A 12,983-nucleotide genomic window follows, 5' to 3' on the forward strand; every position below is an offset into this window, starting at 1 on the left:
CCCGAGTACGCGGGTACGCTGCCGGGCTCGTTCAAGAACCTGCTGGACCGGACGGTCGGAGGGACGGAGATCTGCGACCAGCCGACGGCATGGATCAACGGGGCCGCCCCCGGCCGTGGCCGGGGTACGGAGGCCACGCTGCCGGAGGCCACGGGGGAGGCCGGAGCGCGCGGCGGTAATTCGCTGGACAACTCCTATGCCGGGGGTCAGCGTTGATGCAATGGAGCAGGAGAAGATCTGGAGCGCGGACGTCGCCCAGCGCTACGACACGCCTGGTACCGGCATGTTCGCGCCCGAGGTTCTGACCCCCACGGTGGAACGCCTCGCCGAGCTGGCGGACGGCGGAGCGGCACTGGAGTTCGCGATCGGGACCGGTCGGGTCGCCGTCCCGCTGGCGGCGCGAGGAGTTCCCGTCACCGGCATCGAACTGTCCGGGCCGATGGTGGAGCAACTGCGGGCCAAGGCCGACGAGACCACGATCCCCGTGGTCATGGGTGACATGGCGACGACCCGCGCCCCGGGGACGTACGGCCTCGTCTACCTCGTCTACAACACGATCTCCAACCTGCTCACCCAGGCCGAGCAGGTCGAGTGCTTCCGCAACGCCGCCCGCCATCTCACGCCCGGCGGCCGGTTCGTGATCGAGTTGTGGGTGCCGGAGCTGCGCACGCTGCCCCCGGGCAAGGAGGCCACCGTGTGGCGTGCGGACGCCGGTTACGTCGGGCTGGACACCTACGACGTCCTCAACCAGCGTGTCGTATCGCACCACTTCCGCTTCGACGAGACCGAGGAGGCGCGGCTGTACCGCAGCCCGCACCGCTACATCTGGCCGGCCGAACTCGACCTCATGGCCCAACTGGCCGGCTTCGAGCCGGAGTCCCGGCACGCCGACTGGACCGGCACCGAGTTCACCGCCGAGTCGCGTTCCCATGTCTCGGTGTACCGGCTTCCTGCGAAGGGCTAGCGGGGAAACGAAGAGCCGGCGAGGAAACGTGGTGTGTGCGGCACCGGACGGTGCGGCAGGGGGCGATTTCTTCTCGCCCCGCAGCCCGTCGCCGGCCCGGAGGTCTCCTTCCTCGTGCGGAAGCAGGTTCCGGGCACCGATGAATCGGTGTGCCACCGCGTGACGTCCGACGTGCTGGTGCCGATGACTCCGCCCGGCGCTCGGATCCCCGTCAGGAAGGCAGCAACCGCAAGGCGTACAACGCGGCGCCCAGGTCGGCGAGGGCCAGCGGGTCGGTGAGGGGGCGCCCGGTCAGCTCCTCGATGCGGCGCAGCCGGTAGCGCACGGTGTTGGGGTGGACGAAGAGCCGTTCCGCGGCCCCGGCGGCCGCCCCGCCCGAGCCGAACCAGTGACCGAGGGTCTGCAGCAGCCGCGCCCGCTCCGCCTCCGGCAGTTCGAGGAGCGGTCCCAGGGCGACCTCGACCAGCCGGCTCGCCTCCTCCGGGGCGGCGGCCACCAGCATCGCCAGCGGGCTGTCGTCGAACCGGGTGACCCCCGGGCCCTCGCCGGGCAGTCCGGCGAGGGCGAGCCGGGCGAACCGCAGCGCCTGCGGGGTGTCCCGCAGCGAGTCGAACCGGGGGCTGACGCCGACCCGGGCGCGCCGGCGGCGCAGCGCCCGCAGGCTCACCGTCTCCGCGTCCCGGTGTCCGAGCGAGACCAGCCCGATCTGCTGATCCGGCAGCAGCCGCCACACCGACGGCACGCCGGAGCGGCGCAGTGCCGCCTCGATCCCGGGCAGTGGCTCCTGGCCGGGATCCGGCACCGACGCGGCCACCACCGCGTACGGTCCGCGCTCCGGCAGACCGAGCTGCCCGGCCGCCTCCCAGGGCGTCGTACGGTCCGCGAGGGCGCCCGTGAACAAGGCCTCGGCCAGGGCCGATCGGCGCGCCTCGCGCTGCAGCGCCAGCTCCGCGCTCGCCTCGCGGTAGGCGGCCGCCACGGCCTCCGCGTACCGGCCGAACAGCGCCCAGATCTCCGAGGAGCCGGCCACCAGCTCCGCGTCCGTGACCTCCGGATGCCGGCGCGCCTCGTCGACCATCTCCGACCACAGCAGCTCGAAACCGACCCGATACGCGTGCAGCGTGTCCGCGAGCGGCACGCCCTGCTCGGCGCGGATCCGCCCGGTCTGCTGAGCGGCTCCGACGTCCGGTCGGGCGCCGTAGGCGAAGCGTCCGAGGAGTTGATCGGCGTTGCCCTCGCAGGACTCCCTGAGCGACGTGAAGGGGATCAGCGCGTCGTCCGCGTACGACTCGACCTCCCCACGGATGCGCTCGGCCATCCGCTCGCCCAGCTCCGGAAGGCGCCCACGCAGCGCCGCACCCACATTCGACAGACCCATACCCGCAGCGTACGGCGGTTGTTTTGGCCCTGGGAACAACCTCGGCGCAGGTGAACTGTGGGCGTCACCATGGACGGCCCCGACCGTGCACGCGACCATGCCGGGAGCGCCGGCGGCGGGACCCGTGGGCGCGGCGGGAGCATGCGTGCGAGGAGGCATCATGGCCAATCTGGCGGAATTCCTGGTTCGGACGGCACGGCGGCTGCCGGAGCGTCCGGCGCTGCGGCTCGGAACGGCGACCACCACCTACGCCGAGCTCGACCGGCTGAGCGCCCGGGCCGCCGCGCTGCTGCGCACCGAGGGCCTGCGCACCGGCGACCGGGTCGCGCTGATGCTGCCCAACGTGCCCGAGTTCGTCGTCCTGTACTACGCCGTGCTGCGCGCCGGCGGCATCGTGGTGCCGATGAACCCACTGCTCAAGGAGCGCGAGACCGAATACCACCTGCGGGACTCCGGCGCCGTGCTGCTCTTCGAGTGGCACCAGGCGCCCGGCGAGGGCGCCGCGGGCGCGGCCGCCGCCGGCGTACGGCACCTGACGGTCGAACCGGCCGCCTTCGCCGCCGAACTGGCGCGCCTGGAGCCGGAGTACGAGGTGACGGCCGCCGCCGGCGACGACATCGCCGTGCTGCTCTACACCTCGGGCACCACCGGCCGCCCCAAGGGCGCCGCGCTCACCCACGCCGGGCTGCGCCACAACACCGAGGTCAACGTCACCGAGGTGCAGCGGCTGACCTCCGACGACGTGATCGTCGGCTGTCTGCCGCTGTTCCACATCTTCGGGCAGACCTGCACCATGAACGTCGCCGTCCGCAGCGGTGCGTCCCTCACCCTCGTCCCCCGCTTCGAGCCGCAGACCGTGCTCGACGCCATCGCCCGTGACCGGGCGACCGTCTTCGAGGGCGTCCCGACCATGTACGCGGCGCTGCTCCAGCACCCGGGCGCCGCCGAGGCCGACGTCTCCAGCCTGCGTATGTGCGTCTCGGGCGGCGCCTCTTTGCCGGTGGAGATCCTGCACGGGTTCGAGCGGCGCTTCGGCTGCATGGTGCTGGAGGGCTTCGGCATGTCCGAGACCAGCCCGGTCGTCTCCTTCAACCACCCCGACCGCCCGCGCAAGCCCGGATCCGTCGGCACCCCCGTCCGCGACGTCGAGGTCCGGCTGCTGGACGAGACCGGCCGGGACGTCGCACCCGGGGAGGTCGGTGAACTGGCCGTGCGCGGGCCCAACGTGATGAAGGAGTACTGGCGCCGCCCCGAGGAGACGGCCGCCGCCGTCCCCGACGGCTGGCTGCGCACCGGCGACCTGGCCCGCCGGGACGAGGACGGCTATCTGTACATCGTCGACCGGAAGAAGGACCTCATCATCCGCGGCGGCTACAACGTCTACCCGCGCGAGATCGAGGAGGTGCTGCACGAGCATCCCGCCGTCGCCCTCGCCGCCGTCCTCGGGATGCCCGACGAACGGCTCGGGGAGGAGGTGGCCGCCGCGGTCGTTCTGCGCCCGGGCGCCCAGGCGGACGCCGAGGAGTTGCAGCAGTTCGTCCGGGACCGGGTGGCGGCCTACAAGTACCCGCGCCGGGTCTGGCTGACGGACGCACTGCCGATGGGCCCGAGCGGCAAGATCCTCAAGCGGGAGATCACCGCACCGGCTCGCTGAGGTGAACGCATTGTTCACAATAAACAGTTGACGACATGTCGTGTGGGAGGCCACCCTTGTCGCATGTCGTCCACCGCCGATCACACCGACCCCTTCAACCCTCCGCGGCCGGAAGAGGCGCGGGCCCAACGGGTCCACGCCTCCCTCTTCCGCATCGCCGGGCGGCATGCGGCGACGGACGGGCAACGGCGCCGCCAGACCCACCCGTCGGTCGTCGCGCCGCACGAGGCCGTCCGGCTCGTGACCTTCCTGCTGAGCGGGGCCGCGCTGCTCGACGAGGGCGAGCCGGAGGTGGACCGCGCCGACATCACGGCCGCGTTGAGCCTCGTGCCGCTGGTGCGAGCGGAACTGGACGAACTGGAGGCCTCGCTCCTGCAGATGGCCCGCGGCCGGGGCATGACCTGGCCCGAGATCGCCTTCGGCCTCGGACTCGGCACTCCGCAGGCCGCCCGACAGCGTTACGAACGACTGGCCGACCGCACCGCCACCGACGACGAGCACGCCTGACACACCCTGCGCGACAAGGACTTCGCCCTGTCGGCCGGCGCCTTCGAGAGCCACCGCCGGGGCGGCCTCACCCGTCCGCGCCGGGATGGCAGCACGACCCCCGCCGGAGCCCTTCCGCCACCTCCAGCCACGACATGGTCCGCGGAGGTTCGTGCACCACGGCCGACCGGTGAGCCGATGTCAAGTCGCCCTGCGCATGGGGGACTCCCTCGCGTACGACGACCGGGATGCGGACAAGGGAGTCGAAGTCCGAGAACGGGTCGCCGTCGACGATCGTCAGGTCGGCGATCCTGCCCTCCTGCACCGTCCCGAGGTCGGCGTCGAGGCCGAGGAGCCGGGCCGGCGCCACGGTCGCGGTGTGCAGGGCCTCGGCGGCCGTGAACCCGTGCGCGTGCAGGGCGCGCAGGCCCAGGTGCAGGGAGAGACCGACCGGGACCAGGGGCGCGTCGGTGCCCAGGGCGATACGGGCGCCGTGCGAGGCCAGCCGCCGGTAGTCCGCCATCTCGGTGACCAGGGCCTGCCGTTGCGCGTCGGTGGGCGCGGTGCGGGCGTGTTCCCGGACAGCCGCGACGTCCCAGGGCGGCATGAGGCGTGTCACGCGTGGATCCTCGGCCAGCCCGGGGTCGTCGGCGAGCAGGATCTGCGCACTGAACGGCGTGATGACCAGGGCGAAGGAGCCGTCGGCGTACTGCTGCACCAGATCCTGGCCGACGCGGCCGAGCGGGGTGGTGGCGTGCCCGTACTCCAGGCGCTGGGTGGCCTGCAGATGGGTGGTCAGGTCCTGCCCCGCCGCCCGGCCGGGCGCGCACAGATGGCTGCCGCTGGGCACGCCCAGCGCGTGGGCCGCCGCGGCCGCCTCGGCCATGACCTCGCCCGGGGCGCGCACGTACGTCTTCACGAAGTCGACGTCCAGGGCGGCGGCGCGCCGCAGCGTGCGCCGCACGCCGTCCCGGGTGCGGTGGGCGCGGCCCATGCTGTACGCGGTGCGCGCGCCGTCGATCAGCTCGGCGCAGGCGAGCTGCCGCGGGCCGAGCAGGGCCCCGGAGCCGGCCGCCTCGCGCAGCCGGACCGCGTCGTACAGCGGACTGCCCAGGCAGAACGTGGTCGTGATGCCGTACGCGAGCGTGGTGAGGCTCTGGCGGGCGCCGTAGGTGGCCGCGTACGGGTGGGTGTGGCTGTCGACGAGACCGGGGACGACGGTCCGGCCGGAGGCGTCGAGGGTGCGGTGCCCGGGGCGGCGGGGACGGTGTGGCTCGACGGCGGTGATCCGCCTGCCGGTGACGAGGATGTCGACGTCGTGCCGTGGCGGCGCTCCGGTGCCGTCCCACAGCAGGCCGGCGTGGATCCGCAGTGGTTCGGCGGAGCCGCTCGCGCCGCGCCCGGTGGTCAGGGGGAGCGGGAGCGTGTGGGCCCGGTCGGTGGTGAGGGAGAGCAGGCGCAGCCGGCCTTCGCACAGGTACAGGAGTGTGCCGGAGTCCGCGGACCAACTGGGGTGGTCGGCCGGCTCGTCGGTGAGCCGGCGGGCGGGACCTGCCGGGGTGCCGGCGGCCGTCACGGGCAGCAGCCACAGCGCCGACTCGGCGACCAGCGCCATCCAGCGGCCGTCGGGCGACCACACGGGCCCGGAGGCGACCCGGTCGGACAGCGACTGGTGCTCGGCGGGCAGGTGACGGCGTTCACCGCCGGTGCGGGTGTCGAGGACACGAATGAGGTTGTATCCCTCGCGGAACCGCTGGTTGAGCCGGTTGCGGTCGCAGAACGCCACGTACCGGCCGTCGGGCGACCAGGTGGGCGCGCCGGGCGGCCCGTCGGTGGCCAGCGGCCGGGCCAGCACCTGCTCGGCGCCCGTGGCCAGGGTGCGCAGCAACAGGTTCCCGGTCACGTCCTGACAGGCCAGCCGGGAGCCGTCCGGGGACAGCGCCGGATACAGCCGGCCGCCCTCCGTCAACGGCTCGTCGGCGCCGCTGCCCAGGTGGTACCGGCGTACGGCCACCAGCCCGTCCCGGTCCGTGCAGTACAGCAGGCTGCGCCCGTCCGGTGCCCACGCCGGCATCTGCACCAGGTGCACGTCGGCTGCCTGGAGCAGCTTGCGCGGGGTGCCGCCGACCGGCATCAGCCACAGGGCGTTCAGCGCCACGAACGCCACGCTGCGGCCGTCCGGGGACAGGGCCGGCCGGTGCAGACCGCGCACCGGAACCGGCAACTCCGGTGCGAGCGGCGCCCGTCGAGGTCCCCGGGACGGACCGGGCACCGGCATCCGGGCGGCGAAGGGCACCTCGCGCACGGAGGATCCGGCGAGGGAGCGGACGCGGATCCGGCCGTCCCCGACGTACAGCAGCGCGTCCTCGCTCAGCCAGCACGGCGGAGCGGCCGCCAGGTCCTCGTCGGCCGTCACGAGCTCACCGTCGACCATCAGCCGTGCCGTGTCGGCCGGCAGGCCGGGGCTGCTCGCGCCGGTCAGGTGCACATACGCGATCCGCCCCGCGGGCGAGACGGACGGGCACAGCAGCCGCCCCCCGGTCACCGTGCGCAGGACGTCGGCCGGGCCGCCCGCGACCGGCACCCGGACCAGGGACAGCCCGCCGTCGTTGCCGCCGCCCGGCGTGTGGGTGGCGCGCACGCACACCAGCGACCGTCCGTCCGCCGACCAGGCCGGATCGAAGTCCTCGTGGTCACCGCCGGTGAGCCGCCGCAGCCGGCCGTCGGCCATGTCCAGCACCCACAGCCCGTAGGAGGAACCGGCCGTGGCGTCGCCGCCGCGCTCGGAGGAGAAGGCCAGCCGGGTGCCGTCCGGCGACCACGCGAGCCCGCGGTCGTCCCACGGCCCGTCCGTCAACTGCCGCAGCCCGCCGCCGTCCGGCCGCAGCGACCACAGATGGAAGCCACCGCCGCGATAGCCGCACACGGCCAGTGTCCTCCCGTCGGGGGACAGCGCGGGGCGCGTCGCCTCCAGTTCCCAGCCCGTCACCTGCACCGCCCTCCCGCCGTCCCGGGGCACCCGCCACAGCACCCCCTGGATCTCGGCGATCAGGTCACCGCCGGCCCGGCTGCCGGTGACCGAACCCCCTGTCATCCGGGTGTAGGTGAGGAACCGCTCCCTGCCGCCGGCTCGCGCACCGGACCGGACCGGCAGCCCGACCGCCCGCGCCGCCCGTGCGGAGGCCGCTGTGACCAGCCCTGCCGCCGCCGTCCCGAGAAATCCGCGCCGTCCTACCCCGCCGAAGTCCATCCCCTGTCCCTCCTGCCGTTTGCGTCCAGCGAAGTGGCAGAGGTACGCCCCGCACCAGTACGCCATTCCGGCCACACCGGCCCGGTCCCACGCCCAGGGCAACGCCCGGGCCGCTCGGCGGTCACGGGGGGTCACCCTGTCGTGCCGACGGCTCGGGAACACTCACCAGCCGGTCAGCAGCAGGTGGTTGAGGAGCAGGGCCAGGACGGCCTGGGCGGTGAGCCAGGGGCGGGGGCGCGGGAGGAGGGCGCAGGCGGGCAGGAGCCAGAGGGCGAAGGGCAGCCAGATGCGCTCCGTCTCCGCCTTGCTCATGCCGGACAGGTCGGCGACCAGCAGGGCGAGCAGCGCGGCGGTGACGAGGAGCGCCAGGCGCATGTCCGCCCGGAGTCGGGGGCCGGTCCCGGGGAGCAGGGTCGCGGTCGTGCGGCGCAGGCCCGCCGCCGTGGCCGGGCCGGTGATGAGGGCGGTGCAGGCGAGGTTGGCCCAGACCCAGTAGCCGTAGGGGCGGGTGCCGCCGACGCCCTGGTAGTAGCGCGTGACGAGGAGGTGGTAGGCGTGCCACCAGTCGAAGCCGGCGAGCGTGAACACCACCGGGACCACGGCCAGTCCGCCGAGCAGGGACAGCAGCACGGTCGGGCGTGACCGGAGTTCGCGGCGCGCCAGAACGACGACCGCCGCGCCGATCAGCACGAACAGCGTGAGGCCGTAGGAGAGGTAGCAGGTCAGGCCGAAGAGGAGGCCCGAGGCAGCCGCGCACCCGTGGGACCGCCGGGTCAGGGCGAGGGCGAGCAGCGCCAGGGACCAGGCGGCGACAGCCGCGAAGTAGGCGTCGGCGGAGGTGCCCTGCCACACCGCGGCCGGGGCCAGCACCAGGAACGGCGCCGCCCGGCGGGCGAGCGCATCGCCGGCCAGCGCGCGGAGCGCGATCAGCACGGCCACGCAGCCCGTCGCACCCACGGTGATGCACCACATCCCGGCCCAGCCGCCGCCCCGCAGCCCGATCCGGTCCAGCAGCACGAAGGTGAGCGTGGCGGCCGGCGGATGGCCGGCGATATGGGCGGGCCACGGGTCGGGGGTGCCGCTGACGATGTGATGGGTGAAGTCGCGCAGCGTGGCCGGGATGTCGTGGAAGCGGCCGATGACCCGGAGGTATTCGTTGCGGGTGGTCAGCCTGACCGCGATCCCCTGGTGCCAGCCGTCGACCAGGGCGAGGGACAGGATCCAGGCCAGGGCGGCCGCCCAGCTCGCCGCGAGCAGCCCGCGCCAGGGCAGCCGGACGGCGAGGGCGGGGCCGTACGCCACGGTGGCCGCCGCCACCGCCAGGGCCGCCGGGGTGCCGGGGCCGACGTGCGGGTCCCAGTCCGCGAACAGCGGCGGCCAGTGCACGAACAGGGTGTGGCGGGTGTCCTGGATGTGCCGGCCGACCAGGACGGCCGCCGTCACGAGGAGGGCGGCGGCCCCGGCGGCGTACAGGTCACGGCGGAGAGATCGGGTCACACCGGAACGCTAGGCCGGGGGAGCGGCCACCGGCCGCCGAACGGACCGGACGTCAGCGTTTCGTCACCGGTCACGGGCCCATTTCCGGGGGTCCCCCGGCCTACGGTCGGGACATGCGCGACCATCCCCGGCTTCCCACTTCCCCAGGATTCTGGCGCAGCCCGCTGCGCGGCCCCTGGTTCACCTCGGTGCTCGGACTCGTCCTGCTCGTCGGCATCACCGTGCTGTTCGTGACCGGCCTGGTGTCGTACGCCGCCTACAACCCGGGCCTGTCCCGGGTGAACGACACGACCCCGGACAAGGGCGTCCTGGGCTTCTACCTCTTCGCCTGGCCCACCGGCCCGGTGTGGCTGTACCGGCTCACCCAAGGCGTCCACGTCACCCTCGGCATCACCCTGATCCCCGTCCTGCTGGCCAAGCTGTGGTCGGTGGTGCCGAGGCTCTTCACCCTGCCGCCGGCCCGCTCCCTCGCGCACGCGCTGGAGCGGATCTCGCTGTTGCTGCTGGTCGGCGGAGGACTGTTCGAGTTCACCACCGGAGTCCTCAACGTCCAGCTGGACTACGTCTTCCCCGGCTCCTTCTACCCGCTGCACTTCTACGGTGCCTGGGTGTTCTTCGCCGCGTTCGTCGCACACGCCGCGCTGAAGACACCCACGGCGGTACGGGCCGTACGCAGCCGCCGACAGGAACCGAACGACCTGGTCTCCCCGCGCCCCGCGGCACCCACCGTCTCCCGGCGCGGCGCCCTCGGGCTGGTCGGAGGGGGTTCCCTGCTGCTGTTCCTGACCACGGTCGGGCAGAGCCTGGGCGGGCCCTTCCGCCGCACCGCCCTGCTCGCCCCGCACGGCACGGCGGATCCCGGTGGCGGCCCCAACGGGTTCCAGATCAACAAGACCGCCGCCTACGCCGGCATCACGACGGCCGACACCCACGAGGACGCCTGGCGGCTCGTCGTCACCGGTCGTACCGGAACCGTCCGGCTCAGCCGCGCCCAGCTGCTGCAACTGCCGCAGCACAGCGCCTCGTTGCCCATCGCCTGCGTGGAGGGCTGGTCGACCGCGGACCAGTGGTGGCGCGGGGTACGGCTGCGGGACCTCGCGGCGCTCGTCGGGTACGACGGCGATCCGCCGGACGTGCTCGTGGAGTCCCTGCAACGGCACGGAGCGTTCCGGCGTGCGGCCCTGCGCGCCAACCAGGTGGCCGACGGACGCTCCCTGCTCGCGCTCTTCGTCAACGGTGAGGAACTGTCCCCCGACCACGGCCGGCCGGCGCGGATCATCGTCCCCGCGGCACCCGGTGTGCTCAACACCAAGTGGGTGGCCCGGCTGACCTTCGGAGACCTGTGATGCAGCGTCGTGTACGGCTCGGCAGTCCGCTCCAACTGCTGTTGCTCGCCTGCTCGTTCGCCCTCGCCGCGTACGCCGGGGTACGGCTGCTCGCCGGTGACTGGTTCGGGGTGGCGCTGTGGATCGTCGGCGCCGCCCTGCTGCACGATCTCGTCCTGCTGCCGCTGTACACGGCGGCCGACCGGGCGGTCACCGGCGGTCTCGGCGCGGCCGGACGGCGCGGCTGGACGCCGTACGTGCGCGTCCCGGCCCTGCTGTCCGGACTGCTCCTGCTCGTCTGGTTCCCGCTGATCAGCGGCATGGCGGACCGGCGTTACCGGTCCGCCACCGGCCTGTCCCCGGACGGTTTCCTCACCCGCTGGCTGCTGATCACCGCCGTGCTCTTCGGCGGCTCGGCCGTGCTCCTCGCGTGGCGGGTGCGCAGGGCGGCGAAGCACCGGCCGCCCGCCGACCACTGAGCGACGGACCGCCACCCGGCCCCGCGCGCGTAGCGCAGCAGGGCCGGGGTGCCGAGCCGCGCCCACGGAAACGGCGCACCGGTGGCGCGGGCCGCGCCGACCGTGTCGACCACCTGCACCCGGGCGCGTTCGTCGACGTGTCCGGGCACGGTCTCGGCGATCAGCAGGCCGCCCGGGCGCAGCAGCGCGGCCACCCGCTCCAGCAGCGCGGACGGCTCCCCGCCGATGCCGATGTTGCCGTCCATGAGCAGCACGGTGTCCCAGCGGCCCTCGCCGGGGACCGGCTCGAAGACCGAGCGCCGCAGCGCCTGCCCGCCGAGCCGCACGGTGTGGTCGACGGCGGCCTCGCTGACGTCGATGCCGAGCACGGTACGGCCCCGGGCGGCGAGCTCCGTCACCAGCCGGCCCGGCCCGCAGCCGACGTCCAGGACGGCGCCCTCGCAGCGGTCCAGAACCTCCCTGTCGACCTGATCGGCTTGCCCGCACCAGCGCTCCACCTCCAGCGGCAGCAGCCAGCCGTCGGTACGGCGCAGGAACAGCGGGCCGCGGCCGGTGCGCAGCGCGGCCGCGTAGGGGTCGGCGGCCGCCCAGGCGACGGCGGTCCCCCTCATCGCGGGGTGACCGGCGTACAGCGGGCCAGCTGGGCGGCGAACCGGCCGTGCCGGGCCAGCGCGGCGACGGCGTGGGCGTCGGCCGCGGTGTCGACGTCCCGCAGCCGGGGCAGCTCACGCACCCGCAGCCCGGCGGCCAGCAGCCGCTCCCGCTGCGCGGCCCCGGTCACGGGCGTCGACATCGGCACGCCCCGCAGCAGCGCGGGGTCGGGCACGGCCAGGCCGAGGGCCCAGAAGCCGCCGTCCTCCGCCGGGCCGAGGCAGGCGTCGCAGCCCGCGAAGTCCACGGTGAGCAGCTCCGGTGTGACCTGCGGGGTGTCCATGCCGATGAGCAGCGCCGGTCCCGAGCAGTGCGCGAAGGCGTCCGCCAGCCGCTCGTCCAGGCCGCCCGCGCACTGCGGGAGCACCTCGAAGCCGGCCGGCAGCCACGGTCCCGGCGCCCCGTCGAGGACGAGGACCCGCCGGGTCGCGGGGGCCGCCAGCACGGCGTGCAGGGTGTCCACGAGGGCAGCCTCCGCCAGACGGGCCGCCTCCTGCGGGGTGAACGGCGGGGTGAGCCGGGTCTTGACCCGCCCCGGCAGCGGTTCCTTGGCGATGACGAGCAGCGTGGTCACCGTACGAGCCCCCCGTCGGCCGGGGTCTCCGCCAGCACGCGGCTCATGTCCCGCACCGCCTGCCAGGTGCCGCGCCAGGTGCCCGTCACCTTGGAGGCGCCGGTGCGCGGCCGGTAGGGCACGTCGCGCTCGGCGATGCGCCAGCCGGCGTCGGCCGCGCGGACGACCATCTGCAGCGGATAGCCGCTGCGGCGGTCGGTGAGGCCGAGCGCCAGCAGCGGCTCGCGGCGGGCGGCGCGCAGTGGACCCAGGTCGTGCAGGCGCAGCCCGGTACGACGCCGCAGCATCCGCGCCAGCGCCAGATTGCCCGCGCGGGCGTGCGCCGGCCAGGCGCCCCGGCCCTCGGGGCGCCGCCGGCCGAGCACCAGGTCGGCCGCGCCCTCCCGGATCTCCCGCACGAACGGAACGAGCAGCGCGGGGTCGAGGGAGGCGTCGCAGTCGCAGAAGCACACGATGTCGCTCGTGGCCGCGGTCAGTCCGGCGTGGCAGGCGGCGCCGAAACCGCGCCGCGGCTCGTGCACCACCGTCGCGCCGAGCGCACGGGCGATGCCGGGGGAGCCGTCGGTGGAACCGTTGTCGACGACGAGGGCGCGCCAGCCGGCCGGGATCCGGCCGAGCACCCAGGGCAGGGCCTCGGCCTCGTCCAGGCAGGGGAGCACCACGTCGACGTCCGCTGAAGTGGTCGTCACGGTCTCACCCTACGAACGTCAATCGGGCATATCGGA

11 protein-coding genes are annotated in these 12,983 nt (G+C 74.3%); 5 read left to right on the plus strand and 6 right to left on the minus strand.

The features are described 5' to 3' along the window. The first annotated feature begins 18 nt into the window (after nucleotides 1-18). Nucleotides 19-216, plus strand: coding sequence for a hypothetical protein (locus tag SRB17_RS22450; RefSeq protein WP_267133450.1), 198 nt, complete (start codon nucleotides 19-21; stop codon nucleotides 214-216). Nucleotides 217-220: 4 nt separating this feature from the next. Beyond that, nucleotides 221-964, plus strand: coding sequence for a class I SAM-dependent methyltransferase (locus SRB17_RS22455; protein WP_153541568.1), 744 nt, complete (start codon nucleotides 221-223; stop codon nucleotides 962-964). A 211-nt stretch (nucleotides 965-1,175) separates the two neighbouring features. Here SRB17_RS22455 and SRB17_RS22460 read toward each other — a convergent pair whose 3' ends face one another. Then, nucleotides 1,176-2,342, minus strand: coding sequence for a PucR family transcriptional regulator (locus SRB17_RS22460; RefSeq protein WP_153541570.1), 1,167 nt, complete (start codon nucleotides 2,340-2,342; stop codon nucleotides 1,176-1,178). A 160-nt stretch (nucleotides 2,343-2,502) separates the two neighbouring features. On the opposite strand from SRB17_RS22460, the gene SRB17_RS22465 reads away from it, so the two are divergent. Next, on the plus strand, nucleotides 2,503-3,996 hold the full coding sequence (locus tag SRB17_RS22465; protein WP_153541572.1) for a long-chain-fatty-acid--CoA ligase: 1,494 nt from the start codon (nucleotides 2,503-2,505) through the stop codon (nucleotides 3,994-3,996). Nucleotides 3,997-4,059: 63 nt separating this feature from the next. Next, on the plus strand, nucleotides 4,060-4,503 hold the full coding sequence (locus tag SRB17_RS22470) for a DNA-binding protein (protein ID WP_153541574.1): 444 nt from the start codon (nucleotides 4,060-4,062) through the stop codon (nucleotides 4,501-4,503). A 67-nt stretch (nucleotides 4,504-4,570) separates the two neighbouring features. On the opposite strand, the gene SRB17_RS22475 is transcribed toward SRB17_RS22470, so the two are convergent. Further along, the gene (locus tag SRB17_RS22475; protein ID WP_153541576.1) at nucleotides 4,571-7,732 is read right to left on the minus strand and encodes an amidohydrolase family protein; all 3,162 of its coding nucleotides are present in this window, start codon (nucleotides 7,730-7,732) and stop codon (nucleotides 4,571-4,573) included. A gap of 162 nt (nucleotides 7,733-7,894) precedes the next feature. After that, nucleotides 7,895-9,229, minus strand: a complete 1,335-nt coding sequence (locus SRB17_RS22480) for a hypothetical protein (RefSeq protein WP_323376100.1) — start codon at nucleotides 9,227-9,229, stop codon at nucleotides 7,895-7,897. A gap of 113 nt (nucleotides 9,230-9,342) precedes the next feature. Between SRB17_RS22480 and SRB17_RS22485 the strand changes: the two genes are divergently transcribed. Next, nucleotides 9,343-10,575 carry a molybdopterin-dependent oxidoreductase gene (locus SRB17_RS22485; RefSeq protein ID WP_153541578.1) on the plus strand — a complete coding sequence of 411 codons (1,233 nt, stop codon included), beginning with the start codon at nucleotides 9,343-9,345 and terminating at the stop codon, nucleotides 10,573-10,575. Nucleotides 10,576-10,888: 313 nt separating this feature from the next. On the opposite strand, the gene SRB17_RS22490 is transcribed toward SRB17_RS22485, so the two are convergent. From SRB17_RS22490 to SRB17_RS22500, 3 genes are read right to left on the minus strand one after another with little or no spacing between them, the layout of a single operon-like run. After that, complete coding sequence (locus tag SRB17_RS22490) at nucleotides 10,889-11,644, minus strand: class I SAM-dependent methyltransferase (protein WP_153541580.1); 756 nt, start codon at nucleotides 11,642-11,644, stop codon at nucleotides 10,889-10,891. Continuing rightward, on the minus strand, nucleotides 11,641-12,258 hold the full coding sequence (locus SRB17_RS22495) for a TIGR04282 family arsenosugar biosynthesis glycosyltransferase (RefSeq protein ID WP_323376101.1): 618 nt from the start codon (nucleotides 12,256-12,258) through the stop codon (nucleotides 11,641-11,643). Before SRB17_RS22495 ends, SRB17_RS22490 begins: the two co-directional genes overlap by 4 nt. Further along, nucleotides 12,255-12,947, minus strand: coding sequence for a glycosyltransferase family 2 protein (locus tag SRB17_RS22500; protein ID WP_323376102.1), 693 nt, complete (start codon nucleotides 12,945-12,947; stop codon nucleotides 12,255-12,257). The genes SRB17_RS22495 and SRB17_RS22500 overlap by 4 nt, the downstream gene beginning before the upstream one ends. Nucleotides 12,948-12,983: the final 36 nt, after the last annotated feature.

The organism is Streptomyces sp. RB17 (assembly GCF_009604455.1).
Lineage (GTDB): Bacteria > Actinomycetota > Actinomycetes > Streptomycetales > Streptomycetaceae > Streptomyces.

Coding starts and splice junctions, on each gene's coding strand:
- SRB17_RS22475 (WP_153541576.1), bottom strand. CDS start 7,732: ATGGACTTCGGCGGGGTAGGACGGCGCGGATTTCTCGGGACGGCGGCG.
- SRB17_RS22455 (WP_153541568.1), top strand. CDS start 221: ATGGAGCAGGAGAAGATCTGGAGCGCGGACGTCGCCCAGCGCTACGAC.
- SRB17_RS22470 (WP_153541574.1), top strand. CDS start 4,060: ATGTCGTCCACCGCCGATCACACCGACCCCTTCAACCCTCCGCGGCCG.
- SRB17_RS22460 (WP_153541570.1), bottom strand. CDS start 2,342: ATGGGTCTGTCGAATGTGGGTGCGGCGCTGCGTGGGCGCCTTCCGGAG.
- SRB17_RS22485 (WP_153541578.1), top strand. CDS start 9,343: ATGCGCGACCATCCCCGGCTTCCCACTTCCCCAGGATTCTGGCGCAGC.
- SRB17_RS22490 (WP_153541580.1), bottom strand. CDS start 11,644: ATGAGGGGGACCGCCGTCGCCTGGGCGGCCGCCGACCCCTACGCGGCC.
- SRB17_RS22465 (WP_153541572.1), top strand. CDS start 2,503: ATGGCCAATCTGGCGGAATTCCTGGTTCGGACGGCACGGCGGCTGCCG.